At 43.5% G+C, this 24,082-nt stretch carries 22 protein-coding genes; 6 read left to right on the forward strand and 16 right to left on the reverse strand.

What is annotated here, in order from left to right:
- Window positions 1-102: 102 nt before the first annotated feature.
- The 4 genes from IFO66_RS16650 to IFO66_RS16665 all read right to left on the reverse strand — a co-directional run bounded on the left by IFO66_RS16650 (window position 103) and on the right by IFO66_RS16665 (window position 2,866).
- Window positions 103-984: an ATP-binding cassette domain-containing protein gene (locus IFO66_RS16650; protein ID WP_192026243.1), complete on the reverse strand. Its 882-nt coding sequence runs from the start codon at window positions 982-984 to the stop codon at window positions 103-105.
- 286 nt (window positions 985-1,270) lie between these two features.
- The gene (locus tag IFO66_RS16655; protein ID WP_192026244.1) at window positions 1,271-1,690 is read right to left on the reverse strand and encodes a hypothetical protein; all 420 of its coding nucleotides are present in this window, start codon (window positions 1,688-1,690) and stop codon (window positions 1,271-1,273) included.
- Between the two features lie 49 nt (window positions 1,691-1,739).
- A complete protein-coding gene (locus tag IFO66_RS16660; protein WP_192026245.1) occupies window positions 1,740-2,168 on the reverse strand; it encodes a DUF2500 domain-containing protein in 429 nt (142 codons plus the stop codon).
- Window positions 2,169-2,233: 65 nt separating this feature from the next.
- A complete protein-coding gene (locus IFO66_RS16665) occupies window positions 2,234-2,866 on the reverse strand; it encodes a DUF418 domain-containing protein (RefSeq protein WP_192026246.1) in 633 nt (210 codons plus the stop codon).
- Between the two features lie 357 nt (window positions 2,867-3,223).
- Between IFO66_RS16665 and IFO66_RS16670 the strand changes: the two genes are divergently transcribed.
- Window positions 3,224-4,948: a phospho-sugar mutase gene (locus IFO66_RS16670; protein WP_192026247.1), complete on the forward strand. Its 1,725-nt coding sequence runs from the start codon at window positions 3,224-3,226 to the stop codon at window positions 4,946-4,948.
- A gap of 324 nt (window positions 4,949-5,272) precedes the next feature.
- A complete protein-coding gene (locus IFO66_RS16675) occupies window positions 5,273-6,352 on the forward strand; it encodes a M42 family metallopeptidase (protein WP_192026248.1) in 1,080 nt (359 codons plus the stop codon).
- Window positions 6,353-6,461: 109 nt separating this feature from the next.
- On the opposite strand, the gene IFO66_RS16680 is transcribed toward IFO66_RS16675, so the two are convergent.
- Together IFO66_RS16680 and IFO66_RS16685 are read right to left on the reverse strand one after the other, a co-directional pair.
- A complete protein-coding gene (locus IFO66_RS16680; RefSeq protein ID WP_192026249.1) occupies window positions 6,462-6,644 on the reverse strand; it encodes a hypothetical protein in 183 nt (60 codons plus the stop codon).
- A 231-nt stretch (window positions 6,645-6,875) separates the two neighbouring features.
- Window positions 6,876-7,514 carry a Bax inhibitor-1/YccA family protein gene (locus tag IFO66_RS16685; RefSeq protein ID WP_028596760.1) on the reverse strand — a complete coding sequence of 213 codons (639 nt, stop codon included), beginning with the start codon at window positions 7,512-7,514 and terminating at the stop codon, window positions 6,876-6,878.
- 607 nt (window positions 7,515-8,121) lie between these two features.
- On the opposite strand from IFO66_RS16685, the gene msrA reads away from it, so the two are divergent.
- Window positions 8,122-8,673 (forward strand): peptide-methionine (S)-S-oxide reductase MsrA, encoded by a 552-nt coding sequence (gene msrA / locus IFO66_RS16690; RefSeq protein WP_192026250.1) that lies wholly within the window; start codon window positions 8,122-8,124, stop codon window positions 8,671-8,673.
- Window positions 8,674-8,820: 147 nt separating this feature from the next.
- Entirely contained in the window at window positions 8,821-9,336 is a 516-nt protein-coding gene (locus tag IFO66_RS16695) for a GNAT family N-acetyltransferase (RefSeq protein WP_192026251.1), read from the forward strand.
- A 244-nt stretch (window positions 9,337-9,580) separates the two neighbouring features.
- On the opposite strand, the gene IFO66_RS16700 is transcribed toward IFO66_RS16695, so the two are convergent.
- The 6 genes from IFO66_RS16700 to IFO66_RS16725 form a co-directional block, all read right to left on the reverse strand.
- On the reverse strand, window positions 9,581-10,555 hold the full coding sequence (locus tag IFO66_RS16700; RefSeq protein WP_192026252.1) for a diaminopimelate dehydrogenase: 975 nt from the start codon (window positions 10,553-10,555) through the stop codon (window positions 9,581-9,583).
- Window positions 10,556-10,741: 186 nt separating this feature from the next.
- Window positions 10,742-11,200, reverse strand: coding sequence for a DMT family transporter (locus IFO66_RS16705; RefSeq protein ID WP_028596764.1), 459 nt, complete (start codon window positions 11,198-11,200; stop codon window positions 10,742-10,744).
- A 32-nt stretch (window positions 11,201-11,232) separates the two neighbouring features.
- Window positions 11,233-11,742 carry a GAF domain-containing protein gene (locus IFO66_RS16710; RefSeq protein ID WP_192026253.1) on the reverse strand — a complete coding sequence of 170 codons (510 nt, stop codon included), beginning with the start codon at window positions 11,740-11,742 and terminating at the stop codon, window positions 11,233-11,235.
- Between the two features lie 172 nt (window positions 11,743-11,914).
- A complete protein-coding gene (locus IFO66_RS16715) occupies window positions 11,915-13,963 on the reverse strand; it encodes a methyl-accepting chemotaxis protein (protein WP_192026254.1) in 2,049 nt (682 codons plus the stop codon).
- A gap of 169 nt (window positions 13,964-14,132) precedes the next feature.
- A complete protein-coding gene (gene ggt, locus IFO66_RS16720; protein ID WP_225445835.1) occupies window positions 14,133-15,821 on the reverse strand; it encodes a gamma-glutamyltransferase in 1,689 nt (562 codons plus the stop codon).
- Window positions 15,822-16,195: 374 nt separating this feature from the next.
- Window positions 16,196-17,092, reverse strand: a complete 897-nt coding sequence (locus tag IFO66_RS16725) for a PhzF family phenazine biosynthesis isomerase (protein ID WP_225445830.1) — start codon at window positions 17,090-17,092, stop codon at window positions 16,196-16,198.
- Between the two features lie 160 nt (window positions 17,093-17,252).
- Here IFO66_RS16725 and IFO66_RS16730 point away from each other — a divergent pair, with 160 nt between their 5' ends.
- Window positions 17,253-18,182, forward strand: coding sequence for an alpha/beta hydrolase (locus IFO66_RS16730; RefSeq protein ID WP_192026257.1), 930 nt, complete (start codon window positions 17,253-17,255; stop codon window positions 18,180-18,182).
- Window positions 18,183-18,404: 222 nt separating this feature from the next.
- Window positions 18,405-19,415: an NADPH dehydrogenase NamA gene (namA, locus tag IFO66_RS16735; RefSeq protein ID WP_192026258.1), complete on the forward strand. Its 1,011-nt coding sequence runs from the start codon at window positions 18,405-18,407 to the stop codon at window positions 19,413-19,415.
- Window positions 19,416-19,566: 151 nt separating this feature from the next.
- On the opposite strand, the gene IFO66_RS16740 is transcribed toward namA, so the two are convergent.
- The 4 genes from IFO66_RS16740 to IFO66_RS16755 form a co-directional block, all read right to left on the reverse strand.
- Window positions 19,567-21,492 carry an ABC transporter permease gene (locus tag IFO66_RS16740; RefSeq protein WP_192026259.1) on the reverse strand — a complete coding sequence of 642 codons (1,926 nt, stop codon included), beginning with the start codon at window positions 21,490-21,492 and terminating at the stop codon, window positions 19,567-19,569.
- A complete protein-coding gene (locus IFO66_RS16745; protein WP_192026275.1) occupies window positions 21,467-22,237 on the reverse strand; it encodes an ABC transporter ATP-binding protein in 771 nt (256 codons plus the stop codon). The genes IFO66_RS16740 and IFO66_RS16745 overlap by 26 nt, the downstream gene beginning before the upstream one ends.
- Before the next feature lie 133 nt (window positions 22,238-22,370).
- Window positions 22,371-23,363, reverse strand: coding sequence for a sensor histidine kinase (locus IFO66_RS16750; RefSeq protein WP_192026260.1), 993 nt, complete (start codon window positions 23,361-23,363; stop codon window positions 22,371-22,373).
- Window positions 23,360-24,061 (reverse strand): response regulator, encoded by a 702-nt coding sequence (locus tag IFO66_RS16755; RefSeq protein WP_192026261.1) that lies wholly within the window; start codon window positions 24,059-24,061, stop codon window positions 23,360-23,362. The genes IFO66_RS16750 and IFO66_RS16755 overlap by 4 nt, the downstream gene beginning before the upstream one ends.
- Window positions 24,062-24,082: the final 21 nt, after the last annotated feature.

Here is a 24,082-nt window from a genome sequence, read left to right on the forward strand (position 1 = left end):
AGAACGGAGACAGCTGTATTATTATCTAATTTAATTTGTCCATGAAACCATACCTAACATCTTTCATTGCTTCGCGGCTTCGTTGCTTCGTTCTGAGTATCATTATCCGTTTGCGGCAACTAGTTCCCTCGTATCCGCAACAAGCTGCGATGTATCATTGTTACCTTGGCGAGGAATGAATGTATGACCACTCTTTGTCACAGATGCCAATTGATATGGCAAACATAAAGGTACACCAGAACGTGGATCTGGCACGATATCCGCTTCGATACCGAAAACTTGACGAAGAACATCCTGCGTTACGACTTCTTCTGGCGTTCCCTCACAAATGACCGTACCTGACTTAATTGCGACCATATGATGAGCGTAGCGAGACGCATGGTTTAAGTCATGAACGACCATAATAATCGTCCGTCCTTCTTCTTCGTTAAGCTTGTGCAACAACTGCAGAACTTCTAGCTGATGCGCCATATCAAGGAATGTCGTAGGCTCATCCAAAAATAAAATATCCGTCTGCTGCGCAAGCGCCATCGCGATCCAAGCACGCTGACGTTGACCTCCAGATAGCTGATCAACAGGACGATCATGGAAAGCGGCAAGTCCCGTCACTTCTATCGCCCATTGGACGATCTCACGATCTTCCTTTGTCATCGAGCCGAAGCCTTTCTGGTGCGGGAAACGACCGTAGCTAATCAACTCCGAAACCGTTAGACCTTCAGGCGCTGTTGGATTTTGCGGCAAAATAGCCATCTGCTTGGCTACTTCTTTCGTAGATTGTTCATGGATAGAGCGCCCATCCAACAGGACATCTCCTCCCGAAGGCCTCATAATCCGAGACATCGTCTTCAATATCGTAGACTTGCCTGAACCATTAGAACCGACTAGCGCCGTTATTTTTCCCGTTGGAATCGATACATTCAAATTATCTACAATTACCGTGTCATTGTACCCAATCCGAAGCTGTTCTGTACGCAATCTCTCCACTGCGCCCACTCCCTTTTACAAATAATTTACCTTATCTATGCCAATACCGATCTGAGTTGAAATTGGACGTCCGACATTGTATCCGTTCATTTTATCAATTGATAATGATTATCAATGATAATATCACTAATCTTTAGTAATGTCTATCCCTCGCCAAAAATATACAAATCTCCTCATTTACATAGGCAAACAAATAAAGAGGATTGCCTACAGGTTATTCCAATCCTGTTAAGCAATCCTCTATTCAACCACCCTATTTACTACCATGTATCGATATCCGTTGGCACTATCCCTTACCAAAGAAAATCCTTATTTGCTTACGAAGAGCATTCACAACAATACCAAGCATCGTCCCGATTAAAAAGGCGATGAGAGAGATGGCTATACCGAACATGGCCGTAAATCCTTCTCCTGAATCGTCACCATCTGCTTCGTATAAACCTCCGATCAAAGGAACCACGAATGCATACAAGACCATGTATATGAAAAACGAAGTGAACGATATGATAAGCTGCCTCCACTGCCCCTGCGATACGAGGGAAGTAGAAATGAAATTGACGGTAATAAGTATGAATACGCCAATAGTTAAACTATGATCATAATCTTCATACGTATACAGCCACTGAATAAAGAGAAGTGTTAGCACTACATGGATGAGAGCCGGCAAGCTTCTTACTAGCATAGATCGCAGTACAGGAATAAACATCCGCTCATGCTCCCCTCCTTCCCATTTTTCAAAAATATTATTTGTTCATCTACATGTGGGAGCGGTCTATAGCACTTATCTCTCGATTGAAGTTCAAAAAGCGAGTTCCTTGATAAGAAATCATGCCTTGATCACCCTCAGCAATCAAGCCGTACTCTGTTGACTCAACTTGAAGCTCCATTCTACTCCCATCTGCCAGTTCAAATGTCACATAATGCTCCTTCTTAACGCCTGAGTTCTTTCTCCCTCCCCATACTTCAACGCGTTTGCCCACCACTTTGCAAACTTCCGATACTTGAGGAGCTCTATTATTCGATAACCAGCGTGAAATACCTGTAACAATAGATATGAGGATGGAACCAAAAATAAAAATAAAGATAGCACCAAAAAATAATTTAAACCCGAGCGGCGTTTCGTTTAAAAAATCCCAAAACCCGGGCTCTTGAAAGTAAGCATGCAATCGTCTGGAAATGACCATAAGCTCGATTGTTCAACTCCTTTCCGTGTCGTTGTCCACTAAGGTGCTTCCTTAAGCAGACAGAGCTAACCGCACAATTTCCTCATACCTTGCTCAATTGGCCCTCGCTCAAACTTCTTACGATAAAAGTACGCAGCAATTGCACTTAACGTAAAAAAGGCTATCGCATACATCAGTGCTGCAGCAAGTGACTGATGTTCCAGCCAACCAAATAGAATTAATATGCCGATTCCAAATACAACATGCCACACATAAATCGTCAGCGCCATTTGTCCTGTACGGATAAGCAAAGTTATCACTGGGCTATTTGCCAGTCTCTCAGCAATGTACATACAAGCAAGGATAGCGATAATGGACGAACTTACATTAGATACTAGGTAGAACAAGCCTGGCGGATAAGGCTTCGTACCAAATAAATAAGCGTCAGTATCCAGATTTATGCCTGCTACCCGCAAGTATATCAAACCGAAGGATAATATTTCCACCGATAGAAAGAGGACTATTGTTATACGCAGTAAATGTCTACGATACGCATACGTCGCTAAGGGCTGTCTCCCCAACCACATTCCAATAAGCAACAAGCATAGCCACGGAAATACAGGGTGATACCCATTAAACAGCAGATTCCGTAAAAACCCTTCCAACGTCCAAAAGTCTACATACTGGATCAATACTTGTTGAGGATGCCAACATTCCAAAAATAGCGATGGCTCTAGCTACATCAAGACCATCCATTCTATTTGTCCTTGAAGCCATATACATGACCACCTTTCCTACGTTCATTCAGATGCTGCAAGTATAGTCCTATCTCACAAATCGAGCATCGGTCTTAGGATTGAACAAAGCATCCAATTCATCTACTCTTAACGTCTGACCCTATATACAACTATGAAAAAAAGGACATTCCTACACAGTTGCACCATAGTATAGTAAAGAGTGATATTTCCGTCTTTATCACTGCAGCGAATCTAGCAAATTACATTTTTACAAAAAAATTTGTTATGATGGCATTAGAATTATAGGGCATCCGTCGATGCGAAATTAAGGAGGATACTATGTTAGCAACCGATCATCGCTCTCAAGAAATGTATTCGATCTGGCTGAACGATCCGCATATCGATGCAGCTACAAAGCAAGAACTTCAAGCAATCGCTGGCCAAGACAAGGAAATTGTGGACCGTTTCTATACAGAATTGCAATTTGGCACAGGCGGTCTGCGTGGAGTTATAGGCGCAGGAACAAACCGCATGAATGTATACACAGTAGGTAAAGCCACTCAAGGTTTGGCTCAATATTTGAACGCAGCCACGGATTTACCTTCCGTTGCAATCGCATACGACTCTCGTCATTTTTCACCTGAGTTTGCACTAGAAGCTGCTCTTGTCCTTGCAGGCAACGGCGTCAAAGCGTACGTATACGAATCACTGCGTCCAACACCGCAGCTGTCGTTCACGGTACGTCAGTTGCAAGCTAGCGCAGGTATTGTTGTGACAGCAAGCCACAATCCTCCAGAATATAACGGATACAAAGTATACGGAGCAGATGGAGCTCAGATTAATCCTGATACAGCTGATCAAGTGATAGGTGAGATTCGCGGCATTGCGTCACTAGCTGATGTAAAGCGCCTCACACGTGAAGAAGCAGAAGCACAAGGACTGCTTGTCTGGCTAGGCAAAGAGATGGACGAGGCATACATAAGCGCCGTCGCAGCTGTTAGCCAAAACCCAGACGTCATTCGTGAAACGAGCAACAACTTCCGCGTCTTGTTCACTCCGCTTCACGGCTCAGGCAATCTACCTGTTCGCCATGTGCTAGAGCGTATCGGATTCAGCCAAGTACGTGTAGTTGCTGAACAAGAGCAGCCAGATGGCAGCTTTCCAACTGTGAAGTCACCTAACCCTGAAGAGCGCGAAGCATTTGCTATCGCGATTGAGCAAGCTCAAGCTTGGGATGCTGACATTATTATGGGTACTGACCCTGATGCTGATCGAATGGGTGCTGTTGTTAAAGATGGAACTGGACAATATGTTGTACTGACAGGTAACCAGTCAGGCGCTCTAATGGTACATTATGTACTGGATGCGATGAAGAAGAACAACACACTGCCTTCAAATGGCGCAGTTATTAAGACGATCGTAACAAGCGAGCTAGGTGCTTCCATCGCTGAATCGTTTGGCATGACCGTACTAAACACGCTAACAGGCTTCAAATATATCGGAGAGAAAATGACTCAGTTCGATGAGACTGGCGAGCATACTTTCCTGTTTGGATACGAAGAGAGCTATGGCTATTTAGCTGGCAACTACGCACGTGATAAGGATGCTGTCATTGGTGCTATGCTAATTGCTGAAGCTGGCGCGTATTATAAAGCGCAAGGCAAAACATTGTATGATGTGCTGCAAGAGCTGTATGTGGAGCACGGCTACTACTTGGAAGGCTTGCAGTCCCGTACCCTTAAAGGTGTAGAAGGTGTTGCGGTCATTCAAGGTATTATGGAAGACTGGCGTGCAAATGTCCCTACTGAAGCTGGCGGCATAGCTGTTGCCAAGGCAGAAGACTATGCGCTTGGGCTCTATGATCTACCAAAAGAGAACGTGCTTAAGTTCCATCTTGCAGACGGAAGCTGGTTCTGCCTTCGTCCTTCTGGAACTGAGCCAAAAATTAAAATGTACTTCGCAGTAAAAGGCACGGACAATGCAGATGCTCAAGCTCGTCTGGAGCGTGTAACGAACGATGTAATGGCTCGTATCGACGCATTTGTTGCTGCACGCAGTGAATAGTAACTACTAAGCACTAATACTCATATAGAACATCCTCATGCCAAGCCATCAAGCATCTTGCTCGTTGGCTTGGCTTTTTAATTTATAACCATACTGCTCTCGTTTCTAGTCAGCCTTTATAAATATCCACCTTTTATAGCTGCTTCCCACATACACTGCCCAGATGCATGCCACACCCGTTGGAATCTTTTATTTATTGTCCCCTCTTCTACGCTTGCCTACATCCGTAATTAAGTTCATACTTACCTTATATGCATCAAGCAACACCGAGTCATTTTGACTCCATTTTAATATTGAATTTCATCGTATAAAGGAGACCTCGACATGCAGCAAGAGACATTAGAGCTATTCCGCACGCTAACTGAATTCCCAGCCGCTCCTGGCTTTGAGCGTGATCTCCGTGCACTTGTTAAAGGAGAAATTAGCAAATACACAGATGAAATCATTCATGACGCGCTTGGCAGCGTATTTGGCGTTGTGCGTGGTAATGAAGAAGGTCCTCGCGTTATGGTTGCTGGACATTTGGATGAAGTCGGCTTTATGTCTACGCAAATTACAGACACCGGCATGATTAAATTCACTACGCTCGGCGGTTGGTGGGGACAAGTTATTCTCGCTCAGCAAGTAGATATCATTACACCAAACGGTCCAATTCGCGGCGTTGTCGGTTCCATTCCGAAGCACTTGCTCGATGAAGCAACAGCTAACAAACCTGTTGATCCTAAAGTGATGTATATCGATGTAGGTGCAGATAACCGTGCAGAAGCGGAAGCAGCAGGCATTCGCCCTGGCCAACAAATTGTGCCAGTTTGTGAGTTTACACCGATGCTGAATCCGAAAAAGATTATGGCCAAAGCATGGGACAACCGTTACGGTGTTGGACTTGCCATCGAATTGTTGAAAGAGCTGCATCGTGAGAAAGCTCAGCTGCCTAACATTTTATTCTCTGGTGCTACGGTACAGGAGGAAGTTGGTCTGCGTGGAGCACGTACAGCTGCAAACTTAATTCAACCTGACATCTTCTATGGATTGGATTGCAGTGCTGCCAATGATATGACCGGCGACCGTAATTCCTTCGGTCACTTAGGTAAAGGCGCACTTCTTCGTATCTTCGATCCGACGATGATTACACATCGCGGTCTCGTTGAGTTCGTACAAGATATCGCCGATACGCACAAAATTCCATACCAATACTTCGTATCTCCTGGTGGTACAGATGCTGGACAAGTACATTTAAGCGGTAAAGGCGTACCATCTACGATTATCGGTGTGGTCGGACGTTACATCCATACACCAGCATCCATCGTTCATACGGATGATATTGATGCAGCGAAGGAACTGCTTATCCAACTCGTTAAACATACTGACCGTACAACGTACAACACGATCGTTGAGCGAGCTTAGCACGTAATACCTATGCTCCCTTTCCAGCATCGCACCTTTTTTTCATCACCAAAGACCTTCCATCATGAATGATGGAAGGTCCTTCTATGTTTGGATCACATAACGCAAACTATGAACCACCCTTTATAAATTGAGCTATTCCTATTAAGAAAAAAATCAAAAACAGTACTAAAATAACAAAGAAAGCGGTTCTAATCATTTTCCCTCTTTTGTTTTGTAAACTTAATTGGTTCTCAATGTCATGCAAACGTTTTTCAATACTATCATTATTTTTTTGATCATTATCATTCATGAGTAACCATCCTCCTTTTCATTCTTCTAATTTCCTGTCTCTTCACGATATATCACACCTGTGCACTAATTATAACCAATAATTATATGTGAATTAGATGGAAAACTCACGTTTGAACAACTGAATCGTGATTGTAGGGAAAAGTGGAAATAACGAAGCTCGCATTACGTAGAACAAAAAGCTCCTTCAGTACTACACCGCTGAAGGAGCTTCTATCTTTATGAAAAAATATTAGTCTCTGCTTGCTCCAATAAAGCGAAGAATGAACAAGAACAAGTTCACAAAGTCGAGGTAAATGCTCACGACGATGGAAGGAATATCTTCTTCCGCAAATCCATGCTTTGTAAGACGAGAGAAATCAAACAACGTCCATCCGATAAAGATCAGAATACCGAAGCCTGAATATATCAATTCCATTGTACCTGTCATTGGAACGAACAAGCCTACAAGCATAATACCAATAAGAACAAGCGTCGAAGCAACCAAGAAACCACGCATGTAGGAGAAATCTTGCTTAGACTTCACCGCATAAAGTGCTGTACCCCCGAAAGCGACTACCGCAAGGGCAAATGCTTGCCCAACAAGAGTTGCTCCGAGCGTGCTTACATAATAAGCGATCGCAAACTGCAACGTAATACCCGAAACAAACATAAAAGCAAACATTATCGGGTACCCAACAGCTTTGCTCTTTCTCAAGAAGAAGACAGCCAACAATAGACCGATTTCTACAACGAAGAGAGGGATCGCATATGCTGCGGGTACGAATTGTCCTGCATAAATACCTGCAAATGAAATCAGCAATGCAATAAACAATACTGAAAACAACTTAGGCAATGAGCCATTTGATGAAGAATACTCTGTGCTATGCATTAGTATCAATTTCCTCCTTTTTATACTTTTCATATCTCTTCTTTAATTATATACGAAGTACGATCCATTTTGTCCCACAATATTGAATTCGTTGTTGAAATAGAATTAAATGCAAACTTAAACAGCGTAATATCGCTATATAGTAACCGTCATGTACGCACCTAACATGTAAGAAAATACTATCGTCCAGAGCTCGTACTCTCCACTATTTTTATGCCCCTGTTCCCATGCTCATACATATTATCTATGTTATCCATCCAACTCTTCATCTTGAAGCAATTCACGCAGCATCGGGATAGGACATGAATATCGGCGAATGAGTAGCAATAATAACTTGGGTGACTATGAAAAGAAGGGATTTGCTCCCTGTTTAATGAAATTTGACTCTCATACATGATTTTACCTCCAGCTCTGTCGTTCCTCATCATGATATACAAATTTAACACATTAATTATTTCTAGCATTTATTATAAATAACTGTTCAATCAGCAGCAGTACAGGTACACTTAAATGAATATTGAACCAACTATATCAATGAGTAGCAATTCGAATGATACATTAATCTTCATCATTACGAGAATGATCGAGCATAGGGAGGCATACGGCAATGACAACATCAGTTACTCAATCCAATTCTACAGTTTTAGAGAAAGCAACATTTGCTGGGGGCTGCTTCTGGTGTATGGTGAAACCGTTTGATCAATGGGATGGCATTCATAGAGTCATTTCAGGCTATACAGGAGGACATGTAGTTAACCCAACCTATGAACAAGTAAAAACACAGACGACAGGTCATATAGAAGCTGTACAAATTACGTTCGATCCGAGCATGTTCAGTTATGCGCAGCTGCTCGATATTTTCTGGATGCAAATCGACCCGACTGATTCAGGCGGTCAATTCCAAGATCGTGGTGAATCGTATACGACAGCCATTTTCGTTCACAGTGAAGAACAAAGACAGTTGGCAGAAGCATCTAAAGCTGCATTGGCTGATAGTGGACGCTTCAACAAACCGATTGTAACTCCCATTATTGATGCTGCTCCATTCTACGAGGCAGAAGCATACCACCAAGATTATTATCGCAAAGAGCCTGAACACTATAAACAGGATCGCACTGCATCAGGACGAGATGAATTCATCCAATCTCATTGGGACTGATCTTCGTCATCACAATAACACTTTTTCACCGCTATGCCCTCTCTACATTGAGAGGGCCATATTTATGTAAAAGGAGATACGGCAAATTGCCTCACCTAACTCATGCATATCGTGACAAATACTTTAACTCGACAACACTTTGATTACATGGAACATTTAGAACGGCAGTACTATGATGAACAATATATTACACCTGCGGCAGAATCATATGCCTGGTATAGCAATCGCCCTCACTCTTTTACCGTGCTGGCAGAGCAAACGGAAATGATAGGCTTCATGTGTTTGTTTCCGGTCACCTCGCATGTGTACAACGAACTATCAGAAGGAACGTTCAATGACAAATTCATGACCTATGAAGATATTATCGATGTGAGCTCACAACAGCCATCCAAAGTAAATCTATTTCTGTCCTGTATCGTCGTAGATGGGCACTATCGCGGTAGAGGAGCAGTCCAGCATATGCTTCAACATTATTGTGCGTATTATGAATCATTAGAGAAACTGGGTTGGAAGTTCGAAGAGGTTATAACGGACAATGTTACGGAAGCAGGTCAACGGTTTTCGCAGAAATACGGATTTCAAAAGTTGACCGTTACAAAGCATGACTCTTTTATTTATACAACAATCTTTGAAAATCTGTGTCTCGAAGTTAATTGCATATGATTTAAGGATCGTACATGAATATCTCCGCATACATTATACCTAGAACAAAGAGAATGATTAGTATCAAAACAAGAGCATACACCGACAAGAACATAGCCAAAAGAACTTTCCCTATTTTCTTAACTATTTTCATATCGTCCACTTCCCTTCGTAAAAAATAGCTGTCGAGTGTACACTCGACAGCTATTCAGCATCAATAGACTTATGATATGAACTTATTTATTCGTCAATAATAACAAACGGATTATAACAACTCAGCGCGCAATTGCTCCGCAGATTTAGGAGACAATAAGCCGAATGGAATATCGAATACGGTACGTGCTCCACGCTCACCACGTTGAGACAAGCGGTGTACAGCACGAGCGTAGGCAACAAGAACGCTGGAAGTGAACTCAGGGTTGCTTCCAAGGTTCAAGCCGAATTCCATTACTTGTGTCGTTCCTTCACCTGTCACGCCGCTATGTAACACAAGACCGCCGTGTGGGATACCGCTATGGTTTGCCTTCAACTCTTCTTCGTCGATAAAGTTAACAACTGTATCGTAATCAGCAAAATAGTTAGGCATGTTAACAATGGTTTGCTTGATTTCATCTAGGTCAGCGCCTTCTTCTGCTACGACGAAACATTCACGAAGATGCTTCTCGCGAGTTGTAAGCTCTGGATTCTCACCGTTACGAACGCGCTCTACTGCTTCTGTAGATGGAATCGTGTACTGAACACCATTCTTAACGCCTGGAACACGACGAATCGCATCAGAGTGACCTTGGCTCACACCTTTGCCCCAGAACGTATATGCATTGCCTTCTGGCAATACTGCTTCGAACAACAAACGACTCAAGGAGAATAAGCCTGGGTCCCAACCTGTAGAAATAACCGCAACATGTCCATTACCTTCAGCTTGCTGGTTAACTTCTTCGAAGTATTCAGGAATACGTGCATGCGTATCGAAGCTGTCTACGATATTAAACAACTTCGCCATTGCCGGACCTTGAATAGGCAAATCTGTAGCAGATCCGCCGCACAATAGCATTACATCAATACGATCCTGATATTGCTCAACGTCATCCAGTGAGATCACTGGCACAGATGCTTGAACGGATTCTGGACTGCGACGTGTAAATACAGCTACTAACTCCATATCTGGATTTTGGCGGATTGAATATTCTACACCTTTACCCAAGTTACCATAACCAACAATACCGATTCTAATCTTTTGCAACCTCTTCACCCTACCCTACGATCAAATTTTTCATTACCTACAGATCTTAACATCTTGAATTCGACAAAATATCATATCTATTATAGATCATTATGTCGGCGTAATCAGTATAAAAAGAAGAAAAATGTGGTAATTAGAAGAAAATTCCGTGTCATTCTCTCCTTCTCATTACAATAGACAACCCGTCTATCCTTGCACTTGGCTGGACTTATATATAAAGAACAACGCCCCAGCCAGCAACAGCAGCCCTATCACTTTGTAGCTGTTAATAGGAACCGTCTTACCAAATAAACCATAATGATCGATCACCGTACTCATTAGCATCTGGGCCGCAATTATAGCGACAAAGGTTGTTGCCGTTCCGATCTTTGGCACTGCAAATATCATGATCAACACATAGATAACTCCTAAAATTCCACCTGTAAGCTGCCACTTCGGCACATGCAAAGCTTGAACGAGCGGCCCCAGATTACCACGGCTCGTCATCAGCAACAAGATAAGCAGCACAATCGTTCCTGTTAGAAACGACACAAAGGAGCCTTCGATAATGCCAATCTTCTTGCCAAGCAAGCCATTTACGCCCGCTTGAAATGCAGTCGCCACACCGCCGATAAGAACGATGAGTAGGACCATAATTGAACTCATGTCGCAACCCTCTTTTTCACTTCATTTCACTTCTATTTGGCAACCATATTAAGATGTTCGGAGCCTTGTACGATCAGCTCAGCAATGCGCTCGAGCCACATCCCATCCGTCTCGTTAAACCGATCTAAAATAGGACTATCAATATCCAATACACCGACCAGTTGTCCATTCTGAACAAGCGGCACAACGATTTCACTTTGTGATCTTGCATCACAAGCAATATGACCAGGAAACGCATGAACATCGGACACGATAACGGTACGCAGCTCAGTTGCAGATGTACCGCATACTCCTCGACCGAGCGGTATACGGACACATGCTGGCATCCCTTGGAATGGTCCTAATACGAGCTGATTGGTCTTTGCTTCATACAGATAGAACCCCGCCCAGTTAATTTTCTCAAGTCCATGCCAGAGCAGAGCTGCAGCATTTGCTAGATTCGCGATCTGGTTCGATTCTCCGTCTATTAACGCCTTCAACTGACTTACCATTAGCTCATAATCTTTACTAGCATCGCCGCTGTATGATTGTGGTTGGAACATCTTACGTCCTCCTTATGCCTAACCATTTACGTTCAACAAAACTTGTGCTTTCAACATTTCTATACTATCACTATTTACATGTCGTTTTCAGACTTGACTTATCCAATAATATAGCAAGATTTAGAGAGTATAAAAAAGGGGGCTATTCAGCCCCCTTCCAATAAAACTTTCGTTACACTTTGAATTTGCTCAAGTAAGACTGTAGATCTTCTGCCATTTTCGCTAATGATGTCGCCGAAGAGCTTACTTGCTCCATTGCTGCTAATTGCTCTTCCGTAGCAGCCGACACGTTCTGCGTTCCTTCTGCTGAACGCTCTGCAACTTCCGTAATTAGGTTCACTTGCTCAACCGCATGTTCAGTACTGCCGTTCATTTCGATCGAGTAAGCGGTAACCTCTTGAATCTGTGTTGCTACTTGCTGAACAGAATTCAATATTTCCGTAAATGCTGCACCTGCTTGGTTAACAACATCCATACCAACTGCAACTTCACGTGTACCTTGCTCCATTGATTCGATTGCTGTTGCTGTTTCACTTTGAATCGCTGCCAACAATTCAGCTATCTTCTCTGTAGATTCGCCCGACTGCTCGGACAGCTTGCGCACCTCATCAGCTACAACTGCAAATCCACGTCCATGCTCTCCAGCACGAGCCGCTTCAATGGCAGCATTCAGTGCAAGCAAATTCGTTTGTGCTGCAATTCCGGAAATAACTTGTACGATATTATCGATGGCTGCAGAACGTTGACCGAGCTGCTTCACAGTTTCGTTAAGCGTATTAACGGTGTTATGAATCGACTGCATTTGTTCCATCGCCGATTGTAAAATGCGGTTACCCATCTCAGCACTTTCCGAAGCTGTCAATGCAGAATGCGCCACGCTTTGAGCGTTATTCGAAATTTGCTGAACGCCTTCTGCAACTTGATGGATCGAACGCACACTTTCCTCTACGTTCTGCACCTGCTGCTCTGTACCGTCTGCTACTTCTTGAATCGACATGGCAATATGCTCTGTCGCTTTGCTCGTATGATCTGCGTTAGCAGACAACTCTTCAGCAGATGTAGCTACATCCTCAGCAGTACGATTCACTTGTTGGATAAATTGACGCAGGGAGCGAATCATCGTATTCACCGCACCTGTCAGCTTGCCAACTTCATCACTCGACTTAACTGGTAACTCTTCTTGATTCAGATCGCCATTCGATACGCGCTCTGCAGCTTCCGCCACTGCAACGATCGGACGTGTAATCTGCTGTGCGATGAAATAAGCAAGAACAACAACGATCAAGCTTACTGCAATGACAATTACCATCACACTCCATTGGATAGAAGAAACTGCTTCAGTGATCGAAGCTTCTGGAATGTGCATATATATGCTATATCCTGTGGTAGGAACCGGCGCGTAAGCAACCGTAAAGTTCTCTCCATCTTCCGAGTACGAATAAGACGTCGCATCCGACTTCTCTTGACCCAAAATATTGACCAATCCTGCAGTCAATTTCGCTTCCTCAGCCGTCTTACCAATCAATTCTTTGTTCGGATGAAGCTGAATCTTTCCTTGGTTGTCTACGACAATCGGATACCCTACCCCATTATCAATATACAAACTTTTAAAAATCTCCGTAGTGAACTTCTCAAAATTCACTAGTCCAGTTAGTGCACCTTTTACTTTTCCATCTGCCTGTTTAACAGGTACTGCGACGATGATGGAGCGTTGACCTGTCGTCTTCGCTAAAATAACGTCTGTGTAGGTTTCTTTGCCTTCCATCGCATTCTTAAAGAATGGACGCATACCAAGATTAATACCGATACTGTTTTCAAATGTGTCAGCTTTCACATGTCCATCCAAACCGATGAACGTATTACCATCGTATTGTGGTGCCGTTTGCTTCAAGCTTTGAATAAATTTCATCATATGTGCGTTATCATCTGTGCGAAGATCTGAGGTCGTTGCAATAATTCGAATTTCATTCATACGTTCTTTAAAATACTCATCCATCATTTCTGCTCTACTCTTTACGAGTGAAACGTAAGCATCATTTTGTTTCTCAATTAGCTTTGATGAAGCTGTGCTGTACACGAATGTCGAGGTGAGGACAAGGGGAATAAGGGAAACGACAAGAAACCAAGCTATCAACCGATTTTTCAATTTACCCTTGAATACCGTGCCTACTTTAGTACCTTTGGATGCATCCGTCGAACTTGGTTCGACATGTTCGTTCATTACCTTATACCTCCATAATTGAATTCCAAAATGAATAAATTAGTACTTTAGGACTATGTGCATTTGATCACATAACCCCTAGCGAGAGATCGTCAAGGCAGGCTTCTCTCCCCTCCTGCCCTGACACCCTCAACCCATCTATTGCATCATTTCATAAGTGTAGAAATGATTAATAGCCAACAGCTGCGCCTTCACCACGAGGGTCAGCACCAGCAAACTTAACATTTGTTTCTGGATCAATAACTACCATACCGGATTGACCAACTTGGTCTGTGTAATCATCAATCTTCTTCACTGGATGACCACGGCGAATCATTTCGTCCATAACGGATTGTGGGATACGTCCTTCCATTCTTAATCCGTTAGCGGATTCTCCCCAGTTACGGCCATGCAGCCATCTTGGAGCTTCAATCGCATCTTGAACCGTCATACCGAAATCAACGAAACGTGTTACAAGTGCTGCTTGTGTTTGAGGTTGTCCCTCTCCACCTTGCGTACCATAAAGCATGAAAGGCTTGCCGTCTTTCATCAACATAGCAGGGTTCAACGTGTGGAACGTACGCTTCTTAGGCTCCAAATCGTTAACATGGTTAGGATCTAAGGAGAAGAAGCTACCACGGTTTTGCAATAGAACGCCTGTGTCTTTAGCAACTACACCCGCACCCCAGTCAAAGTAATGACTTTGAATAACGGATACTGCGTTTCCTTCTTTATCGACGATACCCAACCAAACTGTATCACCTTTAGGATCCAATGGTTTTACGTTTTCTGCAGCTTTTTTCATGTCAATACGTGCAGCCAACTTCTTACCATGTTCTTTAGACAACAAATCATTAACTGGAATGTTAACGAAGTCTGGATCCGTCAACCACTTGTCGCGATCAGCAAATGCTTGCTTCGTTGCTTCAACCATAACGTGATAGTAGTCAGCTGAGCCTTCGCCCATGCTCTTCAAGTCAAAGTTGTTCAAGATGTTCAAGATCGACAAGGAAGCCATACCTTGAGAGTTTGGTGGTACGTTGTAAGCTTTATAACCACGATAGTCAACCGAGATTGGCTGTACCCAGTCTGCTTTATGCTCAACAAAGTCTTTATGAGTCAAAGAACCGCCGTTTGCTTGAATGTCCGCAGCGATTTTTTTACCAGTCTCACCTTTGTAGAACTCTCCAGCACCGTTTTCAGCAATGCGCTTCAACGTGTTAGCCAAATCTTTTTGTACCATCATTTCGCCTACTTTGTAATGCTCACCATTAGGCTTAACGAAGATGTCCGTAAACGTTTTGAAACGACCCAAGTCGAATAGCTCTTTGTTGTCAGGATTCATTGCCGTCTTCGTCCATCTTTCTTGGTTCGGTGTTACAGGATATCCTTTTTCCGCATATCCAATTGCACGCTCAAGCAATTCGTCCCATTCCATGGACATGTCCATTGTATTTTCAGCATATTTATATGCCTCACCCCAACCAGAAACCGTTCCAGGAACTGTGTTCGCTGCTAAATAGCCACGGGAAGGAATTTTGTTGTAGCCTTTACTTTTATAAAAATCAATTGTCGTCTTTTCCCCTGAACGACCGCTTGCGTTCAATGCTTTGATGTCTTTCGTCTTATCGTTGTAGATAAGCCAGAAAGCATCTCCACCCATACTTGTGTATTGTGGATATACTACTGCCAAAGTTGCTTGAGCAGCAATAGCCGCATCAACCGCGTTACCGCCTTCTTCAAGAACCTCCAAAGCTGCCGCAGAAGCCAAGTAATGAGGTGTTGTTACGATACCATTTGGTGCCATCGTCGTCGGACGGTTAGCAGCACCAGCCGTTGTTGACAACATAGAGAAGCACATAACCGTTGCCATCAGCATAATTGCCCACTTCTTAAATTGAGTACGCATGTTATTCCCCCTGATTCATGATGTAATGATGTACAACCTTGCCCCTCTCCCCTATGCCCCCCTTCAATGGGACGAATAGATTTTCTAGAAAAAAGTGCGCATATACACAACTTTTTTACTACAAAATTAGCTACATTTATGATCATATAATCATATAGCCTAGTAATTATATCCTATCTAACATTTCTCATCAATATTCGACATCACCAAAATTGGTGTTTTCCTATAAAATTATCATTTTAGCACCTGATCACATATGCCTATTTATGCCACCAAATAGTATATCGGTAGAGATGAACGATTTTTCAATATTGTGGAACGAAATTTCATATTTTTTTCTAACGTTACCAATTCCACGTCCTTACAAGAGCTGCTGTACCTGATATATTCACTTCCATCGACCCTTTTTCAGGCCGCTTCACATGTACCTTTACCCTGCCTTCTCTCCCTATCTCATACCCTTGCTCAACAAGAAAAGAAGCTTGTGTTAGTGTTGGCTCCATATAAGTCAAATAATAGGCTCCCATGACTCCAGAAGCCGTTCCTGTGACTGCGTCTTCAATAGTTCCTGAATAAGGTGAAGAAAAATGTCGAGCATACATGAATGCTGTCGGATCTACCGTTTGCAGACAAAATGGATGAATAGACGCCTTAGGATTTTGCAATAGATATTCAGGAAATGCCTTGGTATGCGGTACCATATGACCAAAACTTTCTCGCCTAGCAATTGGCACAAGCAATGTCCATATCCCTGTACTTCCATAAACAATGGGTAAATTTGAATGCAGTTCCTGCTCCGTCAATCCAATTAGCGACGCTAACTGTCCACGATTTCCCGTGTAAGGTACAAATTGAGGCTCATCTTGCCTCATCGTGATATTCCGTTTGCTTTGTTCACCCTGCTCGATATGAATAGGCAATACACCTGCTTTGGTCTCAATCGTCAAAGCAGTACGCCCAACCATTCTTTTCTCATCGAGAAGGCAGGTTAATGCTGCTATCGTAGCGTGTCCGCACAAATTCATCTCATGACCTGGCGTATAATAAACGAGACGGAAATCCGCACACTGAGATGTACACACGAAGACCGTCTCATTGAAACCCACATCCAGCGCAATTTGCTGCATATGCGCAGCTGTTAGTTGATCAGCATCAAGAACTACACCTGCCGGATTTCCTTTACCTGCCACATTCGTAAATGCATCATAGTGATAAATAGTCACTGGGTGAACTGTTTTCATAACATTCATCTCCTTTATGTATCATTCATAGCTTATGTTTCATTTATAGTAGGAAAGAAATGAAGAAGAGAAATGCTGCACTGCACTTCATCCCTTTTCAAGTTACAATATTAAATACGATCTCGCCATCAAACACTTCATTAGGAGTTGAACAACTACGATGCAACATCACACCTTTACTCTGCAAGCACATGACGGGCTTGCCTTGCATATAAGTCAATGGTCACCTGATGAGAACGAGCCTGTGCGTGCCGTTGTACAAATTGCACATGGCATGACAGAGACCGGATCACGCTATGAACGATTCGCTCGCTCCTTGACTGAACACGGGTATATCGTCTATGCCAACGACCATCGTGGTCACGGGCAAACATCTATAAGCAATGAACTGCTGGGCCACCTGGAAGCCAACGATATGAGACATATGGTGCAGGACATGGATCTGTTAAGCAGACATATTGAATCAGCCCATCCTCAACTGCCTCTGCTGCTATTTGGACACAGCATGGGTTCATTTTTATCTACGGACTACCTTACAGAGTACGGACAACGTTTGAAAGGTGCTGTACTGAGCGGCAGTAATGGTCCGCGCGGACCAGAACTAGGAGCAGGCGTAGTACTCGCGAAGTTGATTGGAAAAATACGTGGACGTACGTATCATAGCAACCTAATTAACAACATGGCTTTTGGTGGTTTTAATCGTCGCTTCCAGCCAAGCATAACTTCATTTGACTGGCTGTCCCGTGATAAAGATGAAGTGCGCAAATATGTGGAAGACCCTTACTGCGGCTTCATTTGCAGCGTAGGCTTCTACGAAGAGATGTTCCACATGCTGCGCCGTATTCACCAGCCAAAACAACTTGCTCGCATACCGAATGATCTTCCTATTCTACTTATTGCAGGCGATATGGATCCAGTGAGCCATTTCGGCAAAGGTGTACCTCGTCTAGAGCAGTTATTGAAGCAAGCGGGATCACAATCCTTGAAAAGGATTACGTACAAAGAAGGAAGACATGAGCTTCTTAATGATACGAATCGTGATGAAGTCACGGCAGATGTCATTCAATGGTTTGATCAAATACTGGCCTAAAATGATGTGGAACGTAGGATCTATTAGTATGTACACACGCCTCAGTTAACTAAGAGGATCTAGCTGAGGCGTTTTCAAAAATGTCCATATATCCCGCTACTGTATGTGATTGGTAAGCGATCTTAGGAACAGGTATAATGGTTGTATAACTACATATCAACATAACTAGAGATAAGATAGATTAGCGATGAATCTAGTAGAGTGGAGAATGGAGGGAATCCTATGCCTCATTTATTCGAACCGTTAACGATTCGTAATGTCACATTACCAAACCGAATTGTCATGTCACCAATGTGTATGTACGCCTGTGAGACCGAAGACGGTAAAGTAAGCGATTGGCATCTCGTCCACTATGCATCTCGTGCAATTGGACAAGTAGGCCTTATTATAGTGGAAGCTACAGCTGTTCAACCGAACGGGCGGATTAGTGCCCGCGACTTAGGCATATGGAGCGATGAGCATGTTGAAGGCTTGCGCCGTCTCGTAGATATGGTGCATGCGCATGGGATGAAGATCGGTATTCAACTCGCCCATGCTGGCCGCAAGGCGGACGTTCCTGATGCTGTAGCTCCATCTGCTATTTCGTTTAATGGCGATTATCAAGTTCCTAGAGAAATGTCGCAAGAAGAAATTCGAAAAGCGATCAAAGCATTTACGGATGCAACACAGCGTGCCCAGCAGGCGGGGTTCGATGTTGTAGAACTTCATGCGGCACATGGCTATCTAATCAATGAATTTTTGTCGCCACTCACCAATGAGCGAAGAGATCAATACGGTGGAAACAGCGACAATCGCTATCGTTTCTTAGCAGAAATTATTGATAGCGTCCGTCATGTGTGGGATAAACCTTTGTTCGTCCGTATATCTGCAAATGAATATGCGGAGAACGGAAATTCTATAGAAACGTATACGGACTATGCACGCCGCATGAAGTCACAAGGTGTTGACGTTGTAGACTGCAGTTCAGGCGGAACCGTACCTTATCCCGTCAAAGCCTACCCAGGCTATCAAATCAACTATGCTTCGATGATTCGTCAATCGACGGGTATCTTAACAGGAGCAGTTGGACTTATAACAGAGCCTACTCATGCAGAAGACATTATACGCAATCATCGTGCCGATCTTGTGTTCATTGGACGCGAGCTACTCCGCGATCCTTATTGGCCACGACGTGCTGCGGCCGTCTTAGATGCCAAATTGGAACCACCACAGCCTTATAAGCGTGGATGGTAATCTTGCACTGGTACTAGCTACGAACCATTGCAGCCGACCATAGACAGCACAACGATAACCTGAACAATCCCCTTAACGAAAGCGAGATATGCATCGCTGCTTAAAGCAGTAATGATCTCCATTCGCAAGGGGATTTCTTATTCATTCAAGCCTACATCGCACGTGTCAAATTGCGAAGATAGCGCCATCTAATTCCGATAAAGTAAGCAAACTGCACTGCAGCAAAGGAAATAAAAATAAGAATCGATGCCTGTAAGACCGAATAACTGACCAGTTGCTGCAAAGCCATAAATGCAACACTACTATGGATAACAGCAATGAGGAAAGGCAAGAAGAACATGAACATAAATTGAACAGTGACAACCCGCCCCATTTCTTTCCGGCTCAATCCAACTTTTGCGATCATGTTGTAGTGCTGGCGATCTCGGTCAAGATCTGTGTACAGACGGAAGTACAGGAAGCTGGCTGCAAACGTAAAGAACACAATGCCGATAAGCACACTTACCATAAGAACAATCCCATTTTCCTGTTTGGAAGTAAGCCAGTGCGTAACGAGTGATTCAAAATAAAACATGTACTCTCTATTATTATAGTCTTTTTGTAGACTAGCCTCGATTCTTTGCGCTACGTCTTGTGAATACTCCCAGTCCTTAACGACAAATTGAATATACGTCGGTGTATAAGCGTTTACTCCTTCACCATGCAATCCCCTCTCCAATAGGTCATCTGGCACCACGATAACATGTTCATTGTGAGTATATACAATGGCCGTTGCTGCTTTTTTAACCTTCATATCGTATTTCCAATCCATATGCCCGATCGTCACCGTTTCTGGTATCATTATCTTCTGCTTAAACTGTGTTTGCTGGGACACCCTTGAAGGAGACAAAATAACCTCATTCGGATCAGATAGCGATTCTGTTGGATATCCGAGCATCTCAGCCAAGCGGTTATAATCAGACAGCTTAAGCAGTGCCTGTCCATCCGTCGTATTGATCGCTGTTATTTTAGCTGATTCATAAGCGAATCCAGCCTGCTCAAGCTCTTGCTCTATCATTTTCCAATGCTTTGCTTCAAACGTATTATTATTATGAGAACTATACGTAAATGCGTACGGATTCTCCATGGCGGCAAGACCTGGATTGAGCAGAGCAAAAGAAGTACCAATGCCTGTGAAGGATACTGCCGTTACAACCGCGACCATAAAGAACATGACGGCATTATCTCGCATCCGATAACCGAGTTCTGACAATACGAGTAGATTCGTCTTACGAAGCAGCAATCCTCTCCTAGAACGTAACAAACGGAGCACATACACACTCAACTGTGTAAATAAGAAATAGGTCCCCGTTACTGTAAGAATGACACAGGCAAGGAGGATATACGGAGATTGTTCTCTCAGTGCAAAATAAAATACAGATGCATATCCTGCCACGATGAGCACAATCGATAACAGCGCTAACCATACGGACGCCTTCGGCTCAGGCTTAGGCTTATCTGCCGACCGAATCAGCTCGATTAACTGATTGGTCTTCACCAACCTTGATGTGAGTAATGAGACTACCAAAAACATCACTATAAACGCCAATGCCGTTAAAGAAACAGCTTGCCACGGTAAATAAAACGGAAGTCCATTTCGTATAAACAGCACGCTAGCACTAACAAGCAGTATAAGTTTGGAGAACACAACTCCCGTTACTATGCCAACAATAATCGAAGCTATACCAATCATCATATTTTCCATAAACAAAAGTTGATGAAGCTGCTTCGGCGACATCCCCTGCACCATCAAAATACCAAACTCTCGCTTGCGCGCCTTCAAAAAAGCGCTGACGGAATACATACAAAAGAAAAATGAAAAGGTAAAAATAATATATTGCGATGCCTTCATTGCCATCATGCCGAGTTTACTAATAGTAATGCTAGTAGAAGCCAACTCCCCTTGCAAATTGGGATGAAACAACAACAGCGCATAAATAAAGAAAATCATGACGGAAAAAGAGCTGCTCAAAAAATGAGCTACATAGACGCGTTTATTCCGAACAATATTTCTAAACGCGAATTGACGAAACGTCATGTCGATACCCTCCTAACAGCGATAGGACATGAATAATTTTCTGGTAGAACTCCTCCCGGCTCTCGCCGCATTCGATCTCATTGTGGAACTTTCCGTCCTTAATAAAAACAACTCGGTTACAATAGCTGGCCGCCATCGCATCATGCGTCACGAGCATCATCGTCGTCTGCTCCGTACGGTTCAAATGAGCCATCAATTCCATAACATCGCGGGCCGACTTTGAATCCAGATTACCTGTCGGCTCATCAGCTAGCACAAGCTTCGGGTCATGAATGAGTGCACGAGCAATCGCAGTTCGCTGAGCTTGCCCCCCAGATATTTCATACGTGCGCTTATGTAAAATATCTGAAATCCCCAGTTTCTGCGCGATCTCTTTCACTTTGATGTCCATTTCTTTGAGAGAGGCCCCTTCCAGCGTAAGGGGCAGCAGCATATTTTCTTCCACTGTGAGTGTGTTCAACAAGTTGAATGACTGAAACACGAAGCCTAATTCCTTGCGGCGAAAGGAAGCTAGCTGCTCAGGGAACAAATCATGCGGATATTGACCATTAATTCGAACATCACCAGAAGTTGGTGCGTCGATCGTCGATATAATATTGAGGAGTGTGGTTTTGCCACTGCCAGATGGCCCCATAATACCAACAAACTCTCCCTTGGCAATCGTTAAATCTATATTGGTGAGTGCCTCATGCGCTACTTTTTCTTTATATATTTTACACAGGTCGCGAACGTTTACGATGTCCATCATTCCGTCTCCCTTCTCAGATGCAATTTAGTATAAAACACCGTTGCAGCACCTCCTACCTTTCCATCTTTCACCAAGCTAACAACTTTGTAAGATTATGTTCGCCTCTCTACAAAAAAAGAACGAGGTATGACTAATCAGCCCTCGTCCCTGCATATGGAAATTCAATGCGAACGGTCGTGCCTACTCCAACCGTCGATTCAAGAGAAATGTTGTGATGAAGCTTATCGACGACTTCCTTAACAAGATACAACCCCATGCCTGTTGATTCTCGGTACGCTCTCCCATTTTCCCCTGTATAAAATGCTCTAAATACGCGAGATAGATCCTGCTTAGGTATCCCTGCACCACGATCTGTCACTTCCAAGAAGACTGAGCGTCCCTCTGTATACGCAGAAATCGTTACTTTCTCTCGACTGCCTGCCGAATATTTAATGGCATTAGATAACAGCTGATAAATAACAAAACGAAGCCACTTCGCGTCAGTCTCAACGAACACCTCTTCTGGAACGACATTCTCTGGATATACATAGCTGCGAATGAAAAATCCCTTATTGTCCCTAATCGCTTCTTTGACAACCGCATGCAACGATACCCGATCCACATGAAAATCTTGAGCGAACGTTCCCAGCCGGGACATATACAGCACCATTTCAAGCCCCTGTCGCAGGCGATCGGTCTCTTCCGAGATGCTTGTCGGGTCGATATCTTCACCATCCTGAATGATGAGCTCGATGACAGACAGTGGTGTTTTCATCTGATGAACCCACTGGTTCATAAACGTAAGATGCTCCTGCTGCTTGCGCTCCCACGTCTTGAGCTGCTGTTGATAATAGCCGTACTGCTTCTCCAACAGAGAGTCTACCGCATGGCCCAGCGGCGTGTCGGCCGTAATTCCTCCATCATGAATGGACGCAAGCGGTCGTGATAGCCGTTCATACAACCTGCGATGGGTCACATATCGGTATATCAAATAAGCCAAATGGACAAACAGCCCTAGAAACATTGCGTATAAAGCAGTCCCTATTTGCTGATAGCCATCAAACCATACGACAAGCAGCACGAGCAATAGTTGTATCATTGTAAAGCCTATTAGCGGAACATGCTCACGAATAAATAACCTCATGAATCACCTTCTACAGACCATGTTTGATTTAAGCGATAGCCTACCCCACGTACCGTCTCCAGCGCATCTTCTACACCAAGATCCGATAGCTTCTTCCGTAACCGTGTAATGTTGACGCTCAATGTATTGTCATCGATATAGCTTTCATCGTCCCATAGCTTATCCAAAATAGCATCTCGCTTTACGATACGCGGACAAGCTTGAAGAAGCGTCTCAATGAGCACCGCTTCTTTCTTTGTCAGCGGAACCATGCTGCCCATAAGATGAAGCTCCAGCCGTTCTGGATACAGCATCATACCGTACTTTTCCACCGTACGTTCCTTTATCGCATAGTCGCCGTAGACACGTCGAATTTGACTACGGATTTTGGCCATTACTATTTCGCGTGAAAATGGCTTCGTAATATAATCATCCGCTCCACTCTCTAGCGCTAGCACTTGATCCATTTCACCGCTGCGCGCAGATAAGAACAAAATAGGACAAGTAGATACCATGCGAATTTGCCGACACCAATAATAACCGTCATAGCTGGGCAAATTGACATCCATCACCACGACATGGGGCTGAACACGTTGGAATTCATCATAAACATGAGTGAAATCTTCGATTGTGATGCTATCATACCCATATTTCTCAATATGAGAGGCTAGCAGTTCTGCTATTTTCGGATCATCTTCCACGATCATTATTTTGTACACACGTCATTCCCCTTCATGAAT

It is taken from the genome of Paenibacillus arenosi, from assembly GCF_014841135.1.
In the GTDB taxonomy this organism is placed as follows: domain Bacteria; phylum Bacillota; class Bacilli; order Paenibacillales; family Paenibacillaceae; genus Paenibacillus_B; species Paenibacillus_B arenosi.

What these genes read in the sequence shown, in the direction of transcription:
- namA (WP_192026258.1), top strand. Translation starts at nt 18,405, where the DNA reads ATGCCTCATTTATTCGAACCGTTAACGATTCGTAATGTCACATTACCA.
- IFO66_RS16680 (WP_192026249.1), bottom strand. Translation starts at nt 6,644, where the DNA reads ATGAATGATAATGATCAAAAAAATAATGATAGTATTGAAAAACGTTTG.
- IFO66_RS16725 (WP_225445830.1), bottom strand. Translation starts at nt 17,092, where the DNA reads ATGAAAACAGTTCACCCAGTGACTATTTATCACTATGATGCATTTACG.
- IFO66_RS16750 (WP_192026260.1), bottom strand. Translation starts at nt 23,363, where the DNA reads ATGAGGTTATTTATTCGTGAGCATGTTCCGCTAATAGGCTTTACAATG.
- msrA (WP_192026250.1), top strand. Translation starts at nt 8,122, where the DNA reads ATGACAACATCAGTTACTCAATCCAATTCTACAGTTTTAGAGAAAGCA.
- IFO66_RS16695 (WP_192026251.1), top strand. Translation starts at nt 8,821, where the DNA reads ATGGAACATTTAGAACGGCAGTACTATGATGAACAATATATTACACCT.
- IFO66_RS16655 (WP_192026244.1), bottom strand. Translation starts at nt 1,690, where the DNA reads ATGTTTATTCCTGTACTGCGATCTATGCTAGTAAGAAGCTTGCCGGCT.
- IFO66_RS16730 (WP_192026257.1), top strand. Translation starts at nt 17,253, where the DNA reads ATGCAACATCACACCTTTACTCTGCAAGCACATGACGGGCTTGCCTTG.
- IFO66_RS16715 (WP_192026254.1), bottom strand. Translation starts at nt 13,963, where the DNA reads ATGAACGAACATGTCGAACCAAGTTCGACGGATGCATCCAAAGGTACT.
- IFO66_RS16705 (WP_028596764.1), bottom strand. Translation starts at nt 11,200, where the DNA reads ATGAGTTCAATTATGGTCCTACTCATCGTTCTTATCGGCGGTGTGGCG.
- IFO66_RS16660 (WP_192026245.1), bottom strand. Translation starts at nt 2,168, where the DNA reads ATGGTCATTTCCAGACGATTGCATGCTTACTTTCAAGAGCCCGGGTTT.
- IFO66_RS16670 (WP_192026247.1), top strand. Translation starts at nt 3,224, where the DNA reads ATGTTAGCAACCGATCATCGCTCTCAAGAAATGTATTCGATCTGGCTG.
- IFO66_RS16685 (WP_028596760.1), bottom strand. Translation starts at nt 7,514, where the DNA reads ATGCATAGCACAGAGTATTCTTCATCAAATGGCTCATTGCCTAAGTTG.
- IFO66_RS16745 (WP_192026275.1), bottom strand. Translation starts at nt 22,237, where the DNA reads ATGGACATCGTAAACGTTCGCGACCTGTGTAAAATATATAAAGAAAAA.
- IFO66_RS16710 (WP_192026253.1), bottom strand. Translation starts at nt 11,742, where the DNA reads ATGTTCCAACCACAATCATACAGCGGCGATGCTAGTAAAGATTATGAG.
- IFO66_RS16675 (WP_192026248.1), top strand. Translation starts at nt 5,273, where the DNA reads ATGCAGCAAGAGACATTAGAGCTATTCCGCACGCTAACTGAATTCCCA.
- ggt (WP_225445835.1), bottom strand. Translation starts at nt 15,821, where the DNA reads ATGCTGATGGCAACGGTTATGTGCTTCTCTATGTTGTCAACAACGGCT.
- IFO66_RS16740 (WP_192026259.1), bottom strand. Translation starts at nt 21,492, where the DNA reads ATGACGTTTCGTCAATTCGCGTTTAGAAATATTGTTCGGAATAAACGC.